The following is a 22,621-nucleotide window of genomic DNA, read 5'->3' as shown; positions in this document are numbered from 1 at the left end:
CCCTGCTTGTCTCATTTCTTCAAAATAAGAGCCGCGGCTTTGTAAGTCGCTGCTCAAGTTAAAACTACGGCGCCGGTTGAAGCCTGCGCCGCAGCATTTACGGGCACAACGGTCCTGCCTTGTTACAACGTCAGTTACACGCCACTCTGCAGCAGCATGTTACGGATGTGACCAATGGCCTTAGTCGGGTTCAGGCCTTTGGGACATACGTTGACGCAGTTCATGATCCCGCGGCAGCGGAATACGCTGAACGGGTCATCCAGCGAAGCCAGGCGCTCGGACGTCTTGGTATCACGGCTGTCTGCCAGGAAGCGGTACGCTTGCAGCAGGGCAGCTGGACCCAGGAACTTGTCCGGGTTCCACCAGAAGGACGGGCAAGAGGTCGAGCAGCAGGCGCACAGGATGCACTCGTACAGACCGTCGAGCTTTTCACGCTCTTCAGGGGACTGCAGACGCTCGATGGCCGGAGCCGGCGTATCGTTCTGCAGGAACGGCTTAACTTTCTCGTATTGCTTGTAGAAGATGCTCATATCGACGACCAGGTCACGGATAACCGGCAAACCTGGCAGAGGACGAACGATCAGCTTGTTGCCTTTAACAACAGCAGACAGCGGCGTGATACACGCCAGGCCGTTTTTGCCGTTGATGTTCATGCCGTCGGAACCGCAAACACCTTCACGGCAAGAGCGACGATAGGAGAAACCCTCGTCCTGCTCTTTGATCAGTGCCAATACATCCAGCACCATCAGGTCTTTACCACCGGTATCGACCTGGAACTCCTGCATGAACGGCGCAGCGTCCTGATCAGGGTTGTAGCGATAAACACTGACTTTCAACATGGCAGCCACCCTTAGTAAGTCCGAATTTTCGGTTCAAACGTCGGAACCGTCTTCGGCGAGAAGTTCACAGCACGCTTGGTTACGCGCTTGTCACCCGGGAAATACAGGGTGTGGCACAACCAGTTTTCGTCATCGCGATCTTCAAAGTCTTCACGAGCGTGGGCACCACGGGATTCTTTACGAACCTCGGCGGCGATCGCAGTCGCTTCAGCCACTTCCAGCAGGTTTTGCAGCTCAAGGGCTTCGATACGAGCGGTGTTGAACGCCTGGCTCTTATCGTTGATCTTGACGTTGGCGATGCGCTTGCGCAGATCGGCCAGCTGGGCAATACCCTTCTGCATGTATTCGCCGGTACGGAATACACCGAAGTAGTTCTGCATGCAGTTCTGCAGTTCGCGACGCAGGGTTGCCACGTCTTCGCCATCAGTCCGCTCGTTCAGAGCGTTCAGACGCGCCAGGGCGGCCTCGATGTTGGCGTCGGTGGCGTCATCGTATTCGATGCCGTCGGTCAGGGCTTTTTCCAGGTGCAGGCCAGCTGCGCGGCCGAATACCACCAGGTCGAGCAGCGAGTTGCCGCCGAGACGGTTGGCACCGTGCACCGATACGCAAGCCACTTCGCCTACTGCGAACAGACCGTGGATGATCTCGTCCACGCCGTCGGCGTTCTGGGTGATCGCCTGGCCATGAATGTTGGTCGGAACACCGCCCATCATGTAGTGGCAGGTTGGAACAACCGGAACCGGAGCAACCACTGGGTCAACGTGGGCAAAGGTCTTGGACAGTTCACAGATACCCGGCAGGCGGCTGTGCAGCACTTCTTCACCCAGGTGATCGAGCTTCAGCAGCACGTGATCACCATTCGGGCCACAGCCGTTACCGGCGATGATTTCCTTAACCATCGAACGAGCAACAACGTCACGACCCGCCAGGTCTTTCGCGTTCGGAGCATAACGCTCCATGAAACGCTCGCCGTGCTTGTTGATCAGGTAACCACCTTCACCACGGCAACCCTCGGTCACCAGTACACCAGCGCCGGCGATGCCGGTCGGGTGGAACTGCCACATTTCGATGTCTTGCACCGGCACGCCGGCACGCAGTGCCATGCCGACGCCGTCACCGGTGTTGATCAGGGCATTGGTGGTCGACGCGTAGATACGACCTGCACCGCCAGTCGCCAGAACAGTAGCCTTGGCGCGGATGTAGGTGGTTTCACCGGTTTCGATGCAGATGGCGATCACACCGACGAACTCGCCTTGTGCGTTCTTGACCAGGTCAACCGCGTAGTACTCGTTCAGGAACGTGGTACCGGCTTTCAGGTTGCCCTGATAAAGGGTGTGCAGCAGCGCGTGACCGGTACGGTCGGACGCGGCACAGGTACGGGCAGCCTGGCCGCCTTTACCGTAATCCTTCGACTGGCCGCCGAATGGACGCTGGTAGATACGACCTTGTTCGGTACGGGAGAACGGCAGACCCATGTGGTCCAGCTCGAACACCGCGGCCGGGCCTTCCTGACACATGTATTCGATAGCGTCCTGGTCACCGATATAGTCGGAACCCTTGACGGTATCGTACATGTGCCAGCGCCAGTCGTCGTTCGGGTCGGCGGACGCGATGGCGCAGGTGATGCCACCCTGGGCCGATACGGTGTGGGAGCGCGTCGGGAACACCTTGGTGATCACGGCAGTCTTGTGACCGCCCTGGGCCAGCTGCAACGCCGCGCGCATGCCAGCACCGCCGCCACCAATAATGATGGCGTCGAATGAAATAGTTGGAATGTTAGCCATGAATCAGATACCCCAAAGAATCTGCACACCCCAGACGAAGTAAGCGAACATCGCGACGCCGCATACTGCCTGGAAGAGGAAACGGACTGCGGTCGCGGACTTGCCCAGCGCCATCGGCGTCAGGTAGTCAGTCGCGATGGTCCACATGCCGACCCAGGCGTGAGCGCCCAGGGCTACAAGGGCCAGCAGGCTGAAGATTCGCATCGCATTGTGGGAAAACAGCCCGTGCCATTGCTCGTAGCCAATGCCCGGGTTTGCGACGAGGTATCCGATCAGGAAAATGAAATAAGCCGCGAGAACGACCGCAGACACACGCTGCGCCATCCAGTCATAGAGGCCCGAACGCGATAGGTTCGTAACGCTGGTTACCATATCCAAACTCCTGCCAGAACGATCAGCACCACGGAAATGGCGATGATGATTTTCGAGCCCAGGCGGCCGCCTTCCAGCGTCTCACCGATGCCCATATCCATGATCAAGTGGCGCACACCGGCTACCAGGTGATAAAGCAGAGCGGACAGGAGGCCCCATGCTACGAACTTGGCCAGCGGGCTGGTCAAGCATGCCTTCACCTCGGCGTATCCTTCCTCGGAACCCAGGGATTTGCTCAATGCATAAAGCATGATGCCCAAGCCCAGGAACAGGATGATGCCGGAAACACGGTGCAGGAACGACGTAACGCCGGTGATGGGGAGTTTGATGGTCCTTAGGTCTAGGTTTACAGGTCGTTGGCTATTCACGGCTTTTTTTCACACTGAAGAGCCCCTAACAATCAGGGCAAAGTTGTTGGGGAGTGCACTGGTCAGGTAAGCACCACCCAGGGAGTGCGACCCCCAATGAAAGCAAGCCCAAAAGCCCTTGGCGGTCGGTGGCCGAGTATAGACAGTTAGGTTACTAATGACAACGCGCGCTCCTCACCCTAATAGCGGATTGCGCTGGCGAGATAAAAGGCGTAAATGGCAGGCAATTTCGAGGAAAAAGTACGCTTAAAGCCTTCTGGAGCAAGACTTTAGGCAAATTGACATCTGAATTTATCTCACTATAGTGGTGCGGGCCCTGCGTGGGGGGTCTGTCTGATGATTTGAAGCATAAATAGGAGGCCACATGGCTGACAAAAAAGCGCAGTTGATCATCGAGGGCGCAGCCCCCGTCGAGCTGCCCATTTTAACCGGCACCGTTGGTCCCGATGTTATCGACGTACGGGGCCTGACGGCCACGGGCCGTTTCACTTTCGACCCAGGCTTCATGTCGACCGCCTCTTGCGAGTCGAAGATCACCTATATCGACGGCGACAATGGCATCCTGCTGCACCGGGGCTACCCGATTGAGCAACTGGCTGAAAAATCGGACTACCTGGAAACCTGCTACCTGCTGCTAAATGGCGAATTGCCAACAGCCGAGCAAAAAGCCCAGTTCGTCAGCACCGTGAAGAACCACACCATGGTTCACGAGCAGTTGAAGACCTTCTTCAACGGCTTCCGTCGCGACGCCCACCCGATGGCCGTCATGTGCGGCGTGGTCGGCGCCCTGTCGGCCTTCTATCACGACTCTCTCGACATCAATAACCCGCAGCATCGCGAAATTTCCGCGATCCGCCTGGTTGCCAAGATGCCGACGCTGGCCGCAATGGTTTACAAGTACTCCATGGGTCAACCCATGATGTACCCGCGCAACGACCTGACGTACGCGGAAAACTTCCTGCACATGATGTTCAACACCCCGTGCGAGATCAAACCGATCAGCCCGGTGCTGGCCAAGGCAATGGACCGGATCTTCATCCTCCACGCCGACCACGAGCAAAACGCCTCGACGTCCACCGTGCGCCTGGCAGGCTCTTCGGGTGCCAACCCGTTCGCCTGTATCGCCGCCGGCATCGCCGCGCTGTGGGGCCCTGCCCACGGCGGTGCGAACGAAGCCGTATTGACCATGCTCGATGAAATCGGCGATGTGTCCAACATCGACAAGTTCATCGCCAAGGCCAAGGACAAGAACGATCCGTTCAAGTTGATGGGCTTCGGTCACCGGGTCTACAAGAACCGCGACCCGCGCGCCACCGTCATGAAACAGACCTGCGACGAAGTGTTGAAGGAACTGGGCATCAAGAACGATCCGCAACTCGAACTGGCCATGCGCCTGGAAGAGATCGCCCTGACCGACCCGTACTTCATAGAACGCTCGCTGTACCCGAACGTCGACTTCTACTCGGGGATCATCCTCAAGGCGATCGGCATTCCAACCAGCATGTTCACCGTGATCTTCGCCCTGGCGCGGACCGTGGGCTGGATCTCCCATTGGAAAGAAATGCTCTCCAGCCCGTACAAGATTGGCCGCCCGCGCCAGTTGTACACCGGCTACGAGTCGCGTGACATTACCAAGCTGGAAGATCGCAAGTAAGCAGCTTTTAGCAGCACCGAAAACGGCCTCCCTCAGTGGAGGCCGTTTTTATTTGTGTCGACTGATCTACCCCCATCGGGGCAAGCCCCCCACATTGAACTGCATTCCAAATGATGTACTCGGTTAACTGTGAGAGGGGGGGTTGCCCCCGATGGCATTGGCACAAGCACCTTCATAACCTCCAGACAAAAAAATGCCCCGGCCTTTCGACCGGGGCATCTCTTTGTCCAGCTACAACCTTAGTGATTAACCGCCCCACTCGCCCCCAGGCCAGTCTGCGAACGCACAAACTGCGGGAAGTACAGTGCACGCTCTTTCTCTGCCGCCGCCGACTTGTCGGTGATGGAGAAGAACCAGATGCCGACGAACGCGATGATCATCGAGAACAGCGCCGGGTACTCGTACGGGAAGATGGCTTTTTCGTGATGCAGGATCGAGACCCAGATGGTCGGACCCAGGATCATCAGGCCAACGGCACTGACCAGGCCCAGCCAGCCGCCAATCATCGCGCCACGGGTGGTGAGGTTTTTCCAGTACATGGAAAGCAGCAGTACCGGGAAGTTACAGCTGGCGGCAATCGAGAACGCCAGGCCGACCATGAACGCGATGTTCTGGCTTTCGAACAGGATACCCAGACCAATCGCCAGCACGGCCAGGGCGATAGTGGTGATCTTCGATACGCGAATCTCATCCTTCTCGTTGGCCTTGCCCTTCTTGATCACGCTGGCGTACAGGTCATGGGACACCGCCGAAGCACCGGCCAGGGTCAAACCGGCAACCACTGCCAGGATGGTGGCGAAGGCCACAGCCGAGATGAAGCCCAGGAAGATACTGCCGCCCACCGCGTTGGCCAGGTGCACCGCCGCCATGTTGTTACCACCGAGCAAGGCGCCTGCAGCATCCTTGAACGCCGGGTTGGTACTGACCAGCAGGATCGCGCCGAAGCCGATGATAAAGGTCAGGATGTAGAAGTAGCCGATGAAGCCAGTGGCATACAGCACGCTCTTACGCGCTTCCTTGGCGTCACTTACAGTGAAGAAGCGCATCAGGATGTGCGGCAGGCCGGCGGTACCGAACATCAGTGCCAGGCCCAGGGAGAACGCGGAAATCGGGTCTTTCACCAGGCCGCCGGGGCTCATGATCGCTTCACCTTTAGGGTGAACCTTGATCGCCTCGGAGAACAGCATGTTGAAGTCGAAGTTGACGTGCTTCATCACCATCAGCGCCATGAACGAGGCACCGGACAGCAACAGCACCGCCTTGATGATCTGCACCCAGGTGGTCGCCAGCATGCCGCCGAACAGCACGTACATGCACATCAGGATCCCTACCAGGATCACCGCCACATGGTAGTCGAGGCCGAACAGCAGTTGGATCAGCTTGCCCGCACCCACCATTTGCGCGATCAGGTAGAACGCCACCACGACCAGGGAACCACAGGCCGACAGGCTGCGGATCTGGGTTTGCCCGAGGCGATAGGACGCCACGTCGGCAAACGTGTACTTGCCCAGGTTACGCAGGCGCTCGGCGATCAGGAACAGAATGATCGGCCAGCCCACCAGGAAGCCGATCGAGTAGATCAGGCCGTCGTAGCCAGAGGTGAACACCAGTGCGGAAATACCCAGGAAGGACGCGGCCGACATGTAGTCGCCGGCAATCGCCAGGCCATTCTGGAAACCGGTGATCTTGCCGCCGGCCGCATAGTAGTCGGCCGCCGAGTTGTTGCGCTTGGACGCCCAGTAGGTGATGCACAACGTCGCGCCGACAAAGGCCACGAACATCAGGATCGCTGCGATATTCAGCGGTTGTTTGTGCACTTCACCGGTCAATGCATCCGCCGCCCAAACAGCGGGCGCGAAGACCGAAGCGCCGAATACAGCCAATAGACGACGGATCATTGCGCAGCCTCCTTGAGAATCGCATTGTTCAGGTCGTCGAATTCGCCGTTGGCGCGTCGCACATAGATGCCGGTGAGGACAAAGGCCGAGACAATCAGCCCTACCCCGATGGGGATGCCCCAGGTGATGGATGAGCCGGGGCTGAGTTTAGCCCCCAGTACTTGTGGCCCGTAGGCGATCAACAGAATGAATCCGGAGTAAAGCCCTAGCATGATCGCCGAGAGAATCCAGGCGAACCTTTCCCTTTTTCTCACCAGCTCCTTGAAACGCGGGCTGTTTTGAATCGAGAGGTAAATGCTGTCGTTCATTGTTTTTATCCTCGCAGCACAGCTTTTTTATTATTGGAACGTATCCACTGTATGCGGCTACGGAACAGGTTCCAGACGACCTTAGTAGTAGACGGAGTGTAGCGAGGGATTGAGAGGGCGCAGAAACATTTGCGGGTGACGAAAACAATGTGGGAGGGGGCTTGCTCCCGGTAGCGGCGAGCCAGTCAGATCATTGACGACTGACACTCCGCTATCGGGGGCAAGCCCCCTCCCACAGGGGGTGTATCAAGGCATTGGGGGGTTATTTACCGATCCATTCAGCAACGCGCTCAGGGTGCTTGGCAACCCAGTCCTTCGCGGCCGCATCAGGCTTGGCACCTTCCTGGATAGCGAGCATGACTTCGCCGATCTCATCCTTGGAGGCCCACTGGAATTTCTTCAGGAAGGCCGCGACTTCCGGCGCTTTCTTCTCCAGGCCCTTGCTGCCGATGCTGTTGACGGTTTCAGCAGCACCATAAATCCCTTTTGGATCGTCCAGGAAACGCAGTTTCCACTTGGCGAACATCCAGTGTGGCACCCAGCCGGTGACCGCAATGGATTCCTGCTTGTCTTCGGCACGGGTCAGCTCGGCGATCATCGCCGCACCCGAACTGGCTTGCAGCTTGTAGTCGAGGCCGTACTGCTTGATGGCTTCGTCGGTCTTGAGCATCACGCCTGAACCGGCATCGATGCCGACGATCTTGTTCTTGAAGGTGGTATCGGTCTTGAGGTCTTCAATAGACTTGGCCTTGACGTACTCCGGCACGATCAAGCCGATCTTCGCATCCTTGAAGTTGGGGCCGTAGTCGACCACTTTGTCCTTGTTCTTGGTCCAGTACTCGCCGTGGGTCACGGGCAGCCAGGCGGAGAGCATGGCATCGAGTTTACCGGTGGCCACGCCCTGCCACATGATCCCGGTGGCGACCGCTTGCAGTTTCACGTCATAACCGAGCTTTGCCTTGATCACCTCTGCCGCCACGTGCGTGGTGGCAACGCTGTCGGACCAGCCATCTACATAACCGATGCTCAGAGTTTTGCTGTCGGCGCTGGCCAGTGTGGAGCTCATCGCAACTACCAGAGTGGCAGCTGCGCCCAAGAGTCGTCGCATCTTCATCGTACTTCCCCGAAAGTGCTGCGCCCGACGGATGTCGAGCGACGTCAACCTGTTGTTATGTGGTGCGCCGCGCCCCCTTCACGCGCATCGATCCGGCTGCTGCGACATCAGTGGAGTGCTGACACGTCGATCATCAACCTGCCGGGGCCTTCGACCTGCTCTGTCAGCGACCTCATGCAAGCAAGAAACGACATCACATCGCCAGTAGGACTTTTCGTAGGACTTAACCCCACATTCCCGCCTGAACTTTGCATGTCAAAATTATGCAGCCCCACTGGGATAGCGCAAATCCGGGTAAGATGCGCGCCTTTGCTCCCCCAGATAAGCCGACCATGCCCGCGACTGCCCGCTTCCCTGCCCTGCCCTATTGCTTCGCTCTGATCCTCGGCCTGCTGGCCCTTGCTGGTTACTGGTATGGCCTCGGCCGGCCGGTGGTGCTGCCCGATGTGGCCAGTGCCAGTCACAAGCTGCAATGTGCGTCGTACACGCCGTTCGACAAGGACCAATCGCCCTTCGACCAACCGTTCAAACTGCGCCCCGAGCGCATGGACGCCGACCTCGCACTGCTGGCCACCCGCTTCGAATGCATCCGCACCTACTCCATGACCGGCCTGGAAGCCTTGCCGGACCTGGCGCGCAAGCACGGCCTAAAGGTGATGGCGGGCGCCTGGGTCAGCAGTGACCCAGTGACAACCGAAAAGGAGATCGACGAGCTGATCGCGTCCGCCAACGCCAACCCCGATGTGGTCACCTCGGTGATCGTCGGCAACGAAGCGCTGCTGCGCAAGGAAGTCACCGCCAAACAGCTGGTGACGCTGATCCATAAAGTCAAAAGCCAGATCAAGCAGCCGGTCACCTATGCCGACGTCTGGGAGTTCTGGCTGCAGCACCCGGAAATCGCTCCGGCGGTGGACTTCCTGACCATCCATCTGCTGCCGTACTGGGAAGATGACCCCTCCGGCATCGACCAGGCCCTCAAGCATGTGGGCGATGTACGCCAGACGTTTGGCAACAAATTCGCGCCCAAGGACATATTGATCGGCGAGACCGGCTGGCCCAGCGAAGGTCGCCAGCGCGAAACCGCAGTGCCGAGCCGGGTCAATGAAGCCAAGTTCATGCGCGGTTTCGTGGCCATGGCCGAAGCCAATGGCTGGCACTACAACCTGATCGAAGCGTTCGACCAACCGTGGAAGCGCGCCAGTGAAGGCGCCGTGGGCGGTTACTGGGGCCTGTTCGATGCCGATCGCCAGGACAAGGGGATCCTCGCCGGGCCGGTGACCAATGTGCCGTACTGGCCGCTGTGGCTGGGGGTGGGCGGGATTATCCTGCTGGGCACGTTGGTGCTCGGTGGTCGCGTTCGCAGCACTCGTGCCGCAATGGCCTTGCCACTGCTGGGTGTGGTGGCTGCCTGCTCCATCGGTACCTGGGCTGAACTGACCCGCGTGACTGCGCGCTTCAACGATGAGTGGGTATGGGCCGGTTTAATCGTGGCGCTGAACCTGCTGGTGCTGGCCCACGCGGCCCTGGCCCTGAGTGCCCGGAAAGGCTGGCGCGAACGGCTGTTCAACTGGCTGGAACAACACGCCGGCTGGCTGGTGGCAATCGCCGGGTTCGCCGGCGCAGTGATGATGCTGGCACTGGTGTTTGACCCACGCTACCGCAGCTTCCCAAGTGCAGCACTGCTGCTGCCGGCCTTGGTGTACCTGGTTCGCCCGGTGACCGGGCCACGCCGGGAGATCGCCCTGCTGACTTTTATCATCGGCGCCGGCATTGCGCCGCAGCTGTACCGTGAAGGTCTGCTGAACCAGCAGGCATGGGGTTGGGCGCTGGTCAGCGGGTTGATGGTTGTGGCTTTGTGGCGGTGCTTGCGGGTGCGCAAGACTTAAAACCGCTATCGGGGACAAGCCCCCTCCCACATGAGAACGTATTCCAAAGGTGGGAGGGGCTTGCCCCCGATTGGCCTTATCAGGCGCCCCGCGGCTGCCTGACCAACCGCAACCCCGCAATCACTACCGCAAACACCGCAAACGTGGTGTTGTACAACGCCAGGGCCGGGAACCCGAACACCAGCCCCAGCACCGCCAAGCCCCATCCCGCACGGCCCGGTACGAAAAATGCCAGTACCGCCGTCACCAGCGCGGCCCAGCCCAGCACCTTGAAGTGGATCATCAAGCCCAGGTTCGAACGCACCTGGCATTCCCAGCGGCTGGCCTCGTCGGCACAGATGCCGACCCACTGGCCATCTTCCATAAAGCCATAACGTGCGCCATAACTGGCAGCCAGCCATAACGGCAGGGCAATAAGCAGCAGAATCAGCGGCAAGCGGCGGGACATGGAGCACTCCGGTAGGCAAAAACGGCGCTCAGCTTAATGCGCCGGCGGCCGTTAGCAAGGTGCATACACACAATTAGTGTTCACTAATGCATGGCAAAGTGTATCGTCTCGCTACTATTACCCCGATTCCGACGTTATTTTCCGACTTTTCGTGCCGAAGACTGGCACTTCGGTGGCAACGCGGTGGTCATAGCCTGCGAACTTCATTAAGCACGTTTCCTCTTAGGGATTAAGTCATGCTCCGTTCCTTGCGCTGTGCTGCTCTGCTGGGCAGCCTTTTTTTGAGTGCGTCAGCACTGGCCGTCGATATCGACCAAGCCAGCTATGGCTACCCTTTGACCAACCCGTTCGAAGCGACCATCGCCACCACTCCGCCTGACCTTCGGCCTACATTGCCGACCGATGACGAGATCAATCAGTCCGACTACACCCTGAATATGCGCCCCGAGCGCGAGTTCAGCCTGCCGGACAATTTCTGGGCAGTGAAGAAACTCACTTACCGCATCGCCAAGCAGGATCGTGCTGCGCCGCTGATCTTCCTGATCGCAGGCACCGGTGCGCGGTTTGACAGCAGCATCAACGAATACCTGAAAAAACTGTATTACCAGGCCGGCTACCACGTGGTGCAACTGTCGTCGCCCACCAGCTTCGACTTCATCGCCTCTGCGTCGCGCTTCGCCACCCCCGGCATCAGCCAGGAAGATGCCGAAGACATGTACCGCGTGATGCAAGCCGTGCGCGCGCAGAACGCTTCGCTGCCGGTGACCGACTTCTACCTCACCGGCTACAGCCTCGGCGCGCTGGATGCGGCGTTTGTCAGCAAGCTCGACGAGACCCGCCGCAGCTTCAACTTCAAGAAAGTGCTGCTGCTCAACCCGCCGGTCAACCTCTACACCTCGATCACCAACCTCGACAAGCTGGTACAGACCGAGGTCAAGGGCATCAACAACACCACCACGTTCTATGAACTGGTGTTGAACAAGCTGACCCGTTACTTCCAGCAAAAGGGCTACATCGACCTCAATGACGCCCTGCTCTACGACTTCCAGCAATCCAAGCAGCACCTGACCAACGAACAGATGGCCATGCTGATCGGCACCTCGTTCCGCTTCTCGGCGGCCGACATCGCCTTTACTTCGGACCTGATCAACCGCCGTGGCCTGATCATCCCGCCGAAGTACCCGATCAGCGAAGGCACCAGCCTCACGCCGTTCCTCAAGCGTGCGCTGCAGTGCGACTTCGACTGCTACCTCACCGAACAGGTGATCCCGATGTGGCGCGCCCGCTCCGACGGCGGCAGCCTGCTGCAACTGGTTGACCAGGTCAGCCTGTACGCCCTCAAGGACTACCTGCACGCCAGCCCGAAAATCGCCGTCATGCACAACGCCGACGACGTGATCCTCGGCCCCGGCGACCTTGGTTTCCTGCGTAAAACCTTCGGCGATCGCTTGACCGTCTACCCGCTGGGCGGCCATTGCGGCAACCTCAATTACCGCGTCAACGCCGACGCCATGCTGGAGTTCTTCCGTGGCTAAATATCTTCTGCTGCTCGCCGCCCTGATGTGTGCGGGCGTAGCCAATGCCGACAACAGCAAGGCTCACGCGCCTGTCGTGATGGACTCCGACGGTTTCAAGGAGCCATTGAGCAAACTCAAGTTCAACCCGGGCCTGGACCAGCGTGAGTTCGAACGCTCATCGGTCAACGCGCTGAATGTGTATGACCCGTTGGAGTCGTGGAACCGCCGCGTGTACCACTTCAACTACCGCTTCGACCAATGGGTGTTCCTACCGGTGGTCGACGGCTACCGCTACGTCACGCCAAGCTTCCTGCGCACCGGCGTGAGCAACTTCTTCAACAACCTGGGCGACGTGCCCAACCTGTTGAACAGCCTGCTGCAACTCAAAGGCCACCGTTCCCTGGAAACCACCGGGCGCCTGCTGCTCAACACCACCGTCGGCATCGCCGGCCTGTGGGACCCGGCGACCGCCATGGGCCTGCCGCGCCAGAGCGAAGACTTCGGCCAGACCCTGGGCTTCTACGGCGTGCCCGGCGGTGCCTACCTGGTGCTGCCGATCTTCGGCCCGTCGAACCTGCGTGACACCGGCGGCTTGCTGGTGGACTACACCGCCGAGTCGCAGATCAACTTCCTGAACGTCTCCGAAGTCAGCTCCAACCACCCGGAAATCTGGGCCCTGCGCGCGGTGGACAAGCGCTACCAGACCAGCTTCCGCTACGGTCAGATGAACTCGCCGTTCGAGTATGAAAAGGTGCGGTATATCTATACGGAATCACGCAAATTGCAGATTGCCGAGTAAGTAACGCCGACAAAAAAGGCCATTCGAATGAATGGCCTTTTTTTTGCGCGGAGTGGCGGCAACAGCAGCATGACTGGAACCACCCGCACAGGAATGCGACGGACCATCCGACCGAGCTTCCGGGTCAGCAACAGCCCATAGACACCGATGGTCATAAGCTTGGTTACGCAAACCGGTAATTTCCCCCACACGCAGCTCGCTAAATTTCCTAGATATCCGGGAACCGTTTCTTTTTATAAAACCACCTAAGGCGCGAACCCACGGGTTCCCTAATCAGATGCCTAATCATTAAAAACGGAAAACCTTGATGAATGTAGACCGCCCCGGCCCTAGCGGCTCCAATCAATACAATACCGGATACGCCCAGGCAAACGGCCCGTCAGGCCCCCAGTCGTCGATAGACCGGCAGGGGCACGACTCTATCAGTGCACCTACCGGCAATACGGGCAGGGCACCTGGCGATCATCGCAGCGTCGACGCCATCACCAGCACCCCGCTTTTTGCGAGCGCGCGCGAGGCGCTCAAGGATGACAATCTGACGGGGATCAAGTCTCAGACAGGTGACTGGGACGACGTGAATGCATCGGACGATACTCGGGCCGACCGGGCCGCAAATGCCGAGCGCGTATTCCGATACGCCGACGCCAAGGGCGGCACCGAGTCGACACCAAATAACAACCAGATAGAAGGGGCGATTTACACCCGGCCAATGATGCTAGGCGCCAGTTCTGACAGTAGCTATGACTACGTGGAGGGTTCGGAAGCAAACACGCTTTCTAACTTCGCGCAGAACGGCTACAAAGCCTTCGCTCAGTAATCGGCAGGCTGCAAGCAGCGGGCGTGACGACGCTCGCTGCGCTAATACACCTCGGTGGCCTGACTGAAATGTCAGTCCCTCGCAGTCCGCCATAACCGACCGACCACCGACACCACAACCAATACCGCCGCCCCGGCGACAATCCCCACACCCGCGTTCAACAGGGTCGGCATCAGCCACGCCACCCCACCGACACTCTGGCTCACCGTTTCCACCCAATGATGCACCACCGGCACGCCATGGGTAAGGATGCCGCCACCGACCATGAACATCGCCGCCGTGCCAATCACCGACAGGCTCTTCATCATGTACGGCGCCGTCCGCAGAATCCCGCCGCCGATACTGCGTGCCACCTGGCCGGGCTTTTGGGTGAGCCACAGGCCCAGGTCATCCAGCTTGACGATGCCGGCCACCAGCCCGTAAACGCCGATGGTCATGACGACGGCAATGCCCGATAGGACGATCACTTGCTGCATCAACGGCGCATCGGCCACAGTGCCGAGGGTGATGGCGATGATTTCCGCGGAGAGAATGAAGTCGGTACGGATCGCGCCTTTGATCTTGTCCTTTTCAAAGGCCACCAGATCAGTGGCCGGGTCGGCCACCGCTTCAACCAGCTGCGTATGTTCGGCCTGGACTTCAGCCTTGCTGTGCAGGAACTTATGCGCGAGTTTCTCGAAACCTTCGAAGCACAGATACGCGCCACCGAGCATCAACAACGGTGTCACGGCCCAAGGGGCGAAGGCGCTGATCAACAACGCGGTGGGCACCAGGATCAACTTGTTGATGAAGGAACCCTTGGCAACGGCCCATACCACCGGAATTTCGCGCTCGGCACGCACGCCGGAAACCTGCTGGGCATTTAGCGCGAGGTCATCGCCGAGCACCCCGGCGGTCTTCTTCGCGGCCACTTTTGTCATCAGGGCAACGTCATCGAGTACTGCGGCGATATCGTCGATCAACACCAACAAGCTGCTTCCTGCCATGAATCGGGCTTCCTTAAGAGAGGGATGGGCGGAGCATAACGCGGCGCAGGGCTTTGCGGGCACATTGTTGAGGCCCGCGGATGGCCGGTGCTACCATGCTCGACCGCCTGTCCTGGCAAGGAAACCTCCCGTGCTCAGTTTCATAGATACGTTTCTCTTTTGGCGAATGGCTGTTGTCGTCAGGCAAGGAGCCGCGATGACTCATAGCTCGCTATGGGGAGGAGCGGCGACGCAGAATGGCGGCAGCAGACGCCGTCAAAAAGAAACAGTATCTGTGAGACTGAGCACTTTATGAGCACCATTCGCGAGCGCAACAAAGAAAAGATCCTGCGGGCGGCGAGCGAGGAGTTTGCCGACAAGGGCTTCGCCGCGACCAAAACCAGCGACATCGCCGCCAAGGCCGGGCTGCCCAAGCCCAACGTCTATTACTACTTCAAGTCCAAGGACAACCTCTACCGCGAGGTGCTCGAAAGCATTATCGAGCCGATCCTGGTGGCTTCCACGCCGTTCAATCCCGAGGGTGAGCCTTCGGTGGTGCTGAGTAATTACATCCGCTCGAAAATCCGCATCTCCCGCGACCTGCCTTTCGCCTCCAAGGTGTTCGCCAGCGAAATCATGCATGGCGCACCGCACCTGAGTGCCGAGCAGGTCGAACAACTCAATGCCCAGGCCAAGCACAATATCGACTGCATCCAGAGCTGGGTGGATCGCGGGTTGATTGCGGCTATCGACCCCAACCACCTGATGTTCAGCATCTGGGCGGCGACGCAGACGTATGCGGATTTCGACTGGCAGATTTCGGCGGTGACCGGTAAGGCCAAGCTGGATGAGGCCGATTATGAAGCGGCGGCGCAGACGATTATTCGGCTGGTGCTCAAGGGCTGTGAGCCCGACTGACACACCGAGGGGCCTGTGCCAATCGGGGGCAAGCCCCCTCCCACATTTTGAACTGCGAACACAGCCAACAGTGTGGGAGGGGGCTTGCTCCCGATGAGGCCCTTACAGTCACACACGACTTAAGCTGACACCCCCGCATCCGCCATCAACCCCACCCCCTCGATCGCCGTGATCGCACACTGCTCATCAATATCCGACGTATCCCCGCTGATCCCGATCGCCCCCAGCACCACCCCGGCCTGATCCCGAATCAACACCCCACCGGGTGCCGGCACTACGCTGCCCTGCCCCAGGCTATTTAACGCCGCGATAAACGCCGGCCGTTGCTGCGCATCCAGCGCCAGCAAGCGCGAGCCCTTGCCCAGCGCAATCGCGCCCCAGGCCTTGCCGATGGCGATTTGCGGGCGCAGCAGGCTGGCACCGTCTTCGCGCTGCAGGGTGATCAAGTGGCCGCCGCTGTCGAGGACCGCGATGGTCAGCGGCGCGGCCGAAAGGGTGCGGCCGGCGCTGAGGGCCTGGCTGGCCAGTTGGGTGGCAATCTTCAAGGTTAAAGCGCTCATGGTGCCGTCCTTCTTTTGTTATTGGGAAAGCGGTGGAGGTCTGTTTGATCAGATGCTCAACCAAACAAATAGAACACAATAATATTTGTTTTTGTATACAATATTTTCAAAAAAAGGCTCCACACGTCGAAAAAAGCCATTCCGACGAACGCAAAGACCAATCAATAAAATGGATTGACCTGCGCCGCCCGCCGTGAATACACTTTGGACAGACACCACTTGTATACAATTACAAAACGCAAGAGGCACCAAAATCATGAGCAAAATGAGAGCAATCGAAGCCGCCGTCCTCGTCATGCGCCGTGAAGGCGTGGACACCGCCTTCGGTATCCCAGGCGCTGCGATCAACCCGCTGTATTCGGCCTTGCAGAAGGTGGGTGGCATCGATCACGTCCTTGCTCGCCACGTTGAAGGCGCCTCGCACATGGCCGAGGGGTACACCCGCACCAAGGCCGGCAATATCGGCGTGTGCATCGGCACCTCGGGCCCGGCGGGCACCGACATGGTCACCGGCCTCTACAGCGCCTCGGCCGATTCGATCCCGATCCTGTGCATCACCGGCCAGGCGCCACGGGCCCGCATGCACAAGGAAGACTTCCAGGCCGTGGACATCACCAGCATCGTCAAGCCGGTGACCAAGTGGGCGACCACCGTGCTCGAGCCGGGCCAAGTGCCATACGCCTTCCAGAAAGCCTTCTATGAAATGCGCTCCGGCCGCCCTGGCCCGGTACTGATCGACCTGCCGTTCGACGTGCAGATGGCCGAGATCGAATTCGACATCGACGCCTACCAGCCGCTGCCACTGGCCAAGCCACTGGCCACGCGCATCCAGGTCGAAAAGGCACTGGCGCTGCTGGATCAGGCTGAACGCCCGTTGCTGGTGAGCGGTGGCGGTGTGATCAACGCCGACGCCAGCGAGCTGCTGGTGGAGTTCGCCGAATTGACCGGCATCCCGGTGATCCCGACGCTGATGGGCTGGGGCACCATTCCCGATGATCACCCGCAGATGGTGGGCATGGTCGGCCTGCAAACCTCCCACCGCTACGGCAACGCGACGATGCTCAAGTCCGACGTGGTGCTGGGGATCGGTAACCGCTGGGCCAACCGCCATACCGGTTCAGTGGAGGTGTATACCGAAGGGCGTAAATTCATTCACGTCGACATCGAACCGACGCAAATTGGCCGCGTGTTCACCCCGGACCTGGGCATCGTGTCCGACGCGGGCTCCGCGCTGACGATGTTTATCGAAGTAGCCCGCGAGTGGAAAGCCGCCGGCAAGCTCAAGGACCGCAGCGCTTGGCTGCATGACTGCCAGCAGCGCAAGGCGACCCTGCACCGCAAGACCCACTTCGACCACGTGCCGGTCAAGCCGCAACGGGTCTACGAAGAAATGAACCAGGTGTTCGGCAAAGACACCTGCTACGTCAGCACCATCGGCCTCTCGCAGATTGCCGGCGCGCAGTTCCTGCATGTGTACAAGCCACGCCACTGGATCAACTGCGGCCAGGCCGGCCCGTTGGGCTGGACCATTCCGGCGGCGCTGGGCGTGGTCAAGGCCGACCCGAGCCGCAAGGTGGTGGCGCTGTCCGGCGACTATGACTTCCAGTTCATGATCGAAGAGCTGGCTGTGGGCGCGCAATTCAAGCTGCCGTACATCCACGTGGTGGTGAACAACTCCTACCTGGGGCTGATCCGCCAGGCCCAGCGCGGGTTTGAAATGGACTACTGCGTGCAGTTGTCTTTCGACAACCTCCACGCGCCGGAGCTGAACGGGTATGGCGTCGACCACGTCGCGGTCGCCGAAGGCCTGGGTTGCAAGGCCCTGCGCGTGTTCGAACCGGGACAGATCGCGCCAGCGTTGCGCAAGGCCGAACAAATGATCGAGGAGTTCAAGGTGCCGGTGATCGTCGAGATCATTCTGGAGCGCGTGACCAATATTTCCATGGGCACCGAGATCAACGCCGTCAACGAATTCGAAGACCTGGCCCTGGTCGGCAACGATGCGCCGACTGCCATTTCCCTGCTCGATTAAGGAGAGCCCTATGCCGCGCTTTGCCGCCAACCTGTCCATGCTGTTTACCGAGCAGGACTTTCTCGCCCGCTTCAAGGCCGCAGCCGATGCCGGCTTCCAGGGTGTCGAGTACCTGTTCCCCTACGAATTCAGCTCGGCTGACATCAAAGCCCAGCTCGACGCTCACGGCCTGACCCAGGTGCTGTTCAACCTGCCGGCCGGTGACTGGGCCAAGGGCGAACGCGGCCTGGCGTGCCACCCGGACCGGGTCGAGGAATTTCGCGCCGGGGTCACGTTGGCTATCGCCTACGCCCAGGTACTGGGCAATACCCAGATCAACTGCCTGGCGGGGATTCGGCCCCAGGGTGTGGATGATGAAACCGTGGAAAAGACTTTTGTCGCCAACCTCAAGTACGCCGCCGACAAGCTGCAAGCGGCGGGCATCAAGCTGGTGATGGAGGCGATCAACACCCGCGATATCCCTGGCTTCTACCTGAACAACACAGCGCAAGCCCTGTCGATTCGCGAGCAGGTGGGCAGTGACAACCTGTTCCTGCAGTACGACATCTACCACATGCAAATCATGGAAGGCGACCTGGCCCGAACCATGGCCGCGCACCTGGGGGAGATCAACCACATCCAGCTGGCGGACAACCCTGGGCGCAATGAGCCGGGAACGGGGGAGATCAACTACCGCTTCCTGTTCGAACATCTGGACCGCATCGGGTACGCGGGCTGGGTCGGCTGTGAGTACAAGCCGTTGACCACTACCGAAGCGGGTTTGGGCTGGCTTAAAACCCACAATGCCATCTGACAAACACCACATAAGAAGAGGCATTCATCATGGCTAAAATCGGATTTATCGGCACCGGCATCATGGGCCAACCCATGGCCGCGAACCTGCAGAAAGCCGGGCATCAACTGTTTCTTTCCGAGCACCACGGCAAGGCGCCGGCCGAGCTGATCAGCGCCGGCGCAGTGGCCTTGGCCAACCCGCAGCAAGTCGCCCAGGAAGCCGAGTTCATTATCGTCATGGTCCCCGATACCCCGCAGGTCGACGACGTGCTGTTCCGCGCCGACGGCGTGGCCGCGGGCCTGTCGCCGCACAAGGTGGTGATCGACATGAGTTCGATCTCGCCCACCGCCACGAAAGCGTTTGCCGCCAGGATCAATGAAACCGGCGCGCAGTACCTTGATGCACCGGTGTCCGGCGGTGAAGTCGGCGCCAAGGCCGGCACCTTGAGCATCATGGTCGGTGGCGAGCCGCAGACCTTCGAGCGCGCCCTGCCGCTGTTCCAGAGCATGGGCAAGAACATCACCCTGGTGGGCGGCAATGGCGACGGCCAGACCGCCAAAGTGGCCAACCAGATCATCGTCGCGCTGAATATCCAGGCAGTGGCCGAAGCGCTGCTGTTTGCCTCCAGGAACGGCGCCGACCCGGCCAAGGTGCGTGAAGCGCTGATGGGCGGCTTTGCCTCATCGAAGATCCTCGAAGTGCATGGCGAACGCATGATCAAGGGCACCTTCGATCCGGGCTTTCGCATCAACCTGCACCAGAAGGACCTGAACCTGGCCCTGGCCGGTGCCAGGGAACTGGGAATCAACCTGCCGAACACCGCCGGCACCCAGCAGGTGTTCAGCACGTGCGCGGCGATTGGCGGCGGGAATTGGGACCACTCGGCGTTGATCAAGGGGCTGGAGCATATGGCGAACTTCTCGATTCGCGATAAATAACCCCCCGTTGAAATGGCTGCACCTCTAATAACAAAAATCCCCCGGGAGCCCGCTTATGTCGGTCGATCCGCAACACCTGCTTCGCGAGCTGTTTGCCACAGCCATCGACGCCGCCCACCCCCGGCACGTCCTTGAACCCTACCTGCCGGCGGACCGTAGCGGCCGTGTGATCGTGATCGGCGCCGGCAAGGCGGCGGCCGCCATGGCGCTGGTCGTCGAGAACTGCTGGCAGGGCGACGTCTCGGGCCTGGTGGTGACCCGCTACGGCCATGGCGCGCCGTGCCAGAAAATCGAAGTGGTCGAAGCCGCCCACCCGGTGCCCGATGCCGCCGGCCTTGCAGTGGCCAAGCGCGTGCTGGAACTGATCAGCAACCTCGGCGAAGACGACCGGGTTATTTTCCTGCTCTCCGGCGGCGGTTCCGCCTTGCTGGCGCTGCCCGCCGAAGGCATCAGCCTGGCCGACAAGCAGGCCATCAACAAAGCCCTGCTCACCTCCGGCGCCACCATTGGCGAGATGAATTGCGTGCGCAAGCACCTCTCGGCGATCAAGGGCGGTCGGCTGGCCAAGGCCGCCTGGCCGGCAATGGTCTACACCTACGCGATTTCCGATGTGCCGGGCGACCAGGCCACGGTCATCGCCTCCGGCCCCACGGTCGGCGACCCGAGCACCTCGCAACAGGCGCTGGCGATCCTCAAGCGCTACGGCATCGACGCACCGGCCGCCGTGCGCAGCTGGTTGCAGAATCCGGCCTCGGAAACCGTCAAGCCCGGCGACCCGGTGCTCGCCCGCAGCTACTTCCAGCTGATCGCGCGCCCGCAACAATCGCTGGAAGCGGTGGCGGTGAAAGCGCGCCAGGCCGGTTTCAGCCCGCTGATCCTCGGCGACCTGGAAGGCGAAGCGCGGGAGGTGGCCAAAGTACACGCCGGCATCGCGCGGCAAATCGTGCAGCACGGCCAGCCGCTGGCGGCGCCGTGCGTGATCCTCTCGGGCGGTGAAACCACCGTCACCGTGCGCGGCGCCGGCCGTGGCGGACGCAACGCCGAATTCCTGCTGAGCCTGACCGACAGCCTCAAAGGCCTGCCCGGCGTGTACGCCCTGGCCGGTGACACAGACGGCATCGACGGTTCCGAAGACAACGCCGGCGCGATCATGACCCCGTGCAGCTATGCGCGAGCCGAAGCCCTGGGCCTGTCGGCCAGCGACGAGCTGGATAACAACAACGGTTATGGCTACTTCGCCGCCCTCGACGGCTTGATCGTTACCGAGCCGACCCGCACCAATGTCAACGACTTGCGTGCCATCCTGATCCTTGAGACTGCCCACCATGACGCCTGACAGGAAGGTCAAGATCCTCGCCACCCTCGGCCCGGCCACCAACGGTATCGACGACATCCGCGAGCGGGTGCACGCCGGGGTGAATATCTTCCGCCTCAACTTCAGCTACGTTGACCATGCCGATCACGCCCGGCGCTACCAACGGATTCGCCAGGTGGATGAGGTGTGCTCCACAGCGCTGGAGATTGCCCAGGCCCAGGGCATGGCGCAGCGCGGGCAGCGCGGGCAGCCGGGGCCGACCAACTCCTTGCGTATAGAGACGCTGATCCAGCGCCTGTAGAGGCCCCATCGGGGGTAAGCCCCCTCCCACATTGGACGGCATTCACACATCTAACTATGTGAACCCAATCAAGTGTGGGAGGGCTTGCCCCCGATGGGCCCAACTCGGTCCCACTGAATACCCATCATGCACAACCCAACCTGCCCCGACTGGGCCGAAGCCCTGCTCAACGGCTTCAGCCAGATCTTCCTGCAACGCCATCCGCTGTGCGGCCTGCTGTGCCTGTTGGCGATCCTGATCGGCGCTCCGGCCTTGTTTGGCGGAGCGTTGCTGGGTGGCGTCGCGGGGTTGCTCACGGCCCAGCGTCGCGACTATCCCAAGGCCGAGCGGCAGGCCGGGCTGTATAGCTATAACGGCGTATTGCTGGGCCTGTTGATCAGCCAGCATTTCGCCTGGTCAGCGTTGTTGCCGCCGCTGATCCTCGCGTGCGGCGGCTTGAGCGCGATCCTCACGCGGCAGTGGTTGAAACACGCTACGCAGCCCGACGACCTGCCCGCCTACACCGCGCCCTTTGTCGGCCTGGGTTGGCTGCTGTTGGGCAGCGTTCCGCACAGTACCTTGGCCCTGAGCGAGGCCGATACCCTGGCCGCGCTCGGCGCGCCGTTCACCGGCCTGGCGCAAATCATGCTGCTGGACCAGCCGCTGGCAGGCGCGCTGATTGCCCTCGGCCTGTGGCTGGCGAACCGGCGCGCCGCGGTCTGGGCCGTGATCGGCGCCAGCAGCGGCGTACTGATCGCCCTGTTGCTGGACGAAACCACCGCCGCCCTCCTCGGCCTGCACAGCTACAACCCGGCTCTCGCGGCCCTGGCGCTGAGCCAGGCACGGCACCAACCGTGGCTGCCGCTGCTCGGCATCCTCCTGGCGATCGTCCTCACACCGGGCTTTGCCGCCCTGCACCTGCCCGCACTCACCGCGCCGTTTATCCTCGCCTGCTGGCTGGTACGTGCCGGCGGCCGAATACTCAGGAAACCCCGCATGGACAGCCCCTTCGAATCCCCCTAGGCTTGCTCGAT

General features: G+C 60.5%; 21 protein-coding genes and 1 pseudogene. 12 read left to right on the top strand and 10 right to left on the bottom strand.

The window, feature by feature from the left end; all coding sequences use genetic code 11:
* Positions 1-134: 134 nt before the first annotated feature.
* From HDC32_RS29620 to sdhC, 4 genes are read right to left on the bottom strand one after another with little or no spacing between them, the layout of a single operon-like run.
* Positions 135-839: a succinate dehydrogenase iron-sulfur subunit gene (locus HDC32_RS29620; protein WP_003172807.1), complete on the bottom strand. Its 705-nt coding sequence runs from the start codon at positions 837-839 to the stop codon at positions 135-137.
* An 11-nt stretch (positions 840-850) separates the two neighbouring features.
* Positions 851-2,623 carry a succinate dehydrogenase flavoprotein subunit gene (sdhA, locus tag HDC32_RS29615; protein WP_053130512.1) on the bottom strand — a complete coding sequence of 591 codons (1,773 nt, stop codon included), beginning with the start codon at positions 2,621-2,623 and terminating at the stop codon, positions 851-853.
* Positions 2,624-2,626: 3 nt separating this feature from the next.
* Positions 2,627-2,995, bottom strand: a complete 369-nt coding sequence (gene sdhD, locus HDC32_RS29610; RefSeq protein WP_003172805.1) for a succinate dehydrogenase, hydrophobic membrane anchor protein — start codon at positions 2,993-2,995, stop codon at positions 2,627-2,629.
* Positions 2,989-3,363 carry a succinate dehydrogenase, cytochrome b556 subunit gene (gene sdhC / locus HDC32_RS29605; RefSeq protein ID WP_003172804.1) on the bottom strand — a complete coding sequence of 125 codons (375 nt, stop codon included), beginning with the start codon at positions 3,361-3,363 and terminating at the stop codon, positions 2,989-2,991. Before sdhC ends, sdhD begins: the two co-directional genes overlap by 7 nt.
* Before the next feature lie 364 nt (positions 3,364-3,727).
* Here sdhC and gltA point away from each other — a divergent pair, with 364 nt between their 5' ends.
* Entirely contained in the window at positions 3,728-5,017 is a 1,290-nt protein-coding gene (gene gltA, locus HDC32_RS29600; RefSeq protein ID WP_003172803.1) for a citrate synthase, read from the top strand.
* Positions 5,018-5,256: 239 nt separating this feature from the next.
* Here the strand turns inward: gltA and HDC32_RS29595 are convergent, their stop codons facing one another.
* The 3 genes from HDC32_RS29595 to HDC32_RS29585 form a co-directional block, all read right to left on the bottom strand.
* Positions 5,257-6,915 (bottom strand): cation acetate symporter, encoded by a 1,659-nt coding sequence (locus HDC32_RS29595; protein WP_131699466.1) that lies wholly within the window; start codon positions 6,913-6,915, stop codon positions 5,257-5,259.
* On the bottom strand, positions 6,912-7,223 hold the full coding sequence (locus HDC32_RS29590) for a DUF485 domain-containing protein (RefSeq protein WP_027607054.1): 312 nt from the start codon (positions 7,221-7,223) through the stop codon (positions 6,912-6,914). The genes HDC32_RS29595 and HDC32_RS29590 overlap by 4 nt, the downstream gene beginning before the upstream one ends.
* 262 nt (positions 7,224-7,485) lie before the next feature.
* Positions 7,486-8,337 carry a glycine betaine ABC transporter substrate-binding protein gene (locus HDC32_RS29585; RefSeq protein ID WP_131699467.1) on the bottom strand — a complete coding sequence of 284 codons (852 nt, stop codon included), beginning with the start codon at positions 8,335-8,337 and terminating at the stop codon, positions 7,486-7,488.
* Positions 8,338-8,669: 332 nt separating this feature from the next.
* Between HDC32_RS29585 and HDC32_RS29580 the strand changes: the two genes are divergently transcribed.
* The gene (locus HDC32_RS29580; RefSeq protein ID WP_184746434.1) at positions 8,670-10,223 is read left to right on the top strand and encodes a glycosyl hydrolase family 17 protein; all 1,554 of its coding nucleotides are present in this window, start codon (positions 8,670-8,672) and stop codon (positions 10,221-10,223) included.
* 79 nt (positions 10,224-10,302) lie between these two features.
* Here HDC32_RS29580 and HDC32_RS29575 read toward each other — a convergent pair whose 3' ends face one another.
* Complete coding sequence (locus HDC32_RS29575; protein WP_145338021.1) at positions 10,303-10,671, bottom strand: hypothetical protein; 369 nt, start codon at positions 10,669-10,671, stop codon at positions 10,303-10,305.
* A gap of 236 nt (positions 10,672-10,907) precedes the next feature.
* Here HDC32_RS29575 and HDC32_RS29570 point away from each other — a divergent pair, with 236 nt between their 5' ends.
* The 3 genes from HDC32_RS29570 (at position 10,908) to HDC32_RS29560 (ending at position 13,804) form a co-directional block, all read left to right on the top strand.
* A complete protein-coding gene (locus tag HDC32_RS29570; protein ID WP_027607050.1) occupies positions 10,908-12,206 on the top strand; it encodes a serine/threonine protein kinase in 1,299 nt (432 codons plus the stop codon).
* Entirely contained in the window at positions 12,199-12,987 is a 789-nt protein-coding gene (locus tag HDC32_RS29565; RefSeq protein ID WP_027607049.1) for a VacJ family lipoprotein, read from the top strand. Before HDC32_RS29570 ends, HDC32_RS29565 begins: the two co-directional genes overlap by 8 nt.
* 307 nt (positions 12,988-13,294) lie before the next feature.
* On the top strand, positions 13,295-13,804 hold the full coding sequence (locus tag HDC32_RS29560) for a hypothetical protein (protein WP_184746432.1): 510 nt from the start codon (positions 13,295-13,297) through the stop codon (positions 13,802-13,804).
* A gap of 71 nt (positions 13,805-13,875) precedes the next feature.
* Here the strand turns inward: HDC32_RS29560 and HDC32_RS29555 are convergent, their stop codons facing one another.
* Positions 13,876-14,790 (bottom strand): DUF808 domain-containing protein, encoded by a 915-nt coding sequence (locus tag HDC32_RS29555; RefSeq protein WP_145338027.1) that lies wholly within the window; start codon positions 14,788-14,790, stop codon positions 13,876-13,878.
* Between the two features lie 291 nt (positions 14,791-15,081).
* Here HDC32_RS29555 and HDC32_RS29550 point away from each other — a divergent pair, with 291 nt between their 5' ends.
* A complete protein-coding gene (locus HDC32_RS29550; RefSeq protein ID WP_131699472.1) occupies positions 15,082-15,687 on the top strand; it encodes a TetR/AcrR family transcriptional regulator in 606 nt (201 codons plus the stop codon).
* A gap of 119 nt (positions 15,688-15,806) precedes the next feature.
* Here HDC32_RS29550 and HDC32_RS29545 read toward each other — a convergent pair whose 3' ends face one another.
* Positions 15,807-16,247, bottom strand: a complete 441-nt coding sequence (locus HDC32_RS29545) for a heme-binding protein (protein WP_131699473.1) — start codon at positions 16,245-16,247, stop codon at positions 15,807-15,809.
* Between the two features lie 256 nt (positions 16,248-16,503).
* Between HDC32_RS29545 and gcl the strand changes: the two genes are divergently transcribed.
* The 6 genes and pseudogenes from gcl (at position 16,504) to HDC32_RS29515 (ending at position 22,610) form a co-directional block, all read left to right on the top strand.
* On the top strand, positions 16,504-18,279 hold the full coding sequence (gene gcl, locus HDC32_RS29540; RefSeq protein ID WP_184746430.1) for a glyoxylate carboligase: 1,776 nt from the start codon (positions 16,504-16,506) through the stop codon (positions 18,277-18,279).
* A gap of 10 nt (positions 18,280-18,289) precedes the next feature.
* Positions 18,290-19,072, top strand: a complete 783-nt coding sequence (hyi, locus tag HDC32_RS29535) for a hydroxypyruvate isomerase (RefSeq protein ID WP_167656188.1) — start codon at positions 18,290-18,292, stop codon at positions 19,070-19,072.
* A 29-nt stretch (positions 19,073-19,101) separates the two neighbouring features.
* The gene (locus HDC32_RS29530; RefSeq protein ID WP_145338033.1) at positions 19,102-19,992 is read left to right on the top strand and encodes a 2-hydroxy-3-oxopropionate reductase; all 891 of its coding nucleotides are present in this window, start codon (positions 19,102-19,104) and stop codon (positions 19,990-19,992) included.
* Positions 19,993-20,047: 55 nt separating this feature from the next.
* The gene (locus tag HDC32_RS29525; protein WP_167656189.1) at positions 20,048-21,328 is read left to right on the top strand and encodes a glycerate kinase; all 1,281 of its coding nucleotides are present in this window, start codon (positions 20,048-20,050) and stop codon (positions 21,326-21,328) included.
* A pseudogene (locus HDC32_RS32170) lies at positions 21,318-21,515 on the top strand (pyruvate kinase); the annotation flags it as partial. The gene HDC32_RS29525 and the pseudogene HDC32_RS32170, both read left to right, overlap by 11 nt.
* Positions 21,516-21,734: 219 nt before the next feature.
* Entirely contained in the window at positions 21,735-22,610 is an 876-nt protein-coding gene (locus tag HDC32_RS29515) for an urea transporter (protein ID WP_145338036.1), read from the top strand.
* Positions 22,611-22,621: the final 11 nt, after the last annotated feature.

The sequence above is a fragment of the Pseudomonas sp. JAI120 genome (assembly GCF_014207255.1).
Classification (GTDB): domain Bacteria; phylum Pseudomonadota; class Gammaproteobacteria; order Pseudomonadales; family Pseudomonadaceae; genus Aquipseudomonas.
Note: the sequence above shows the minus strand (reverse complement) of the source record. Positions and strands in the feature narration are given on the sequence as shown.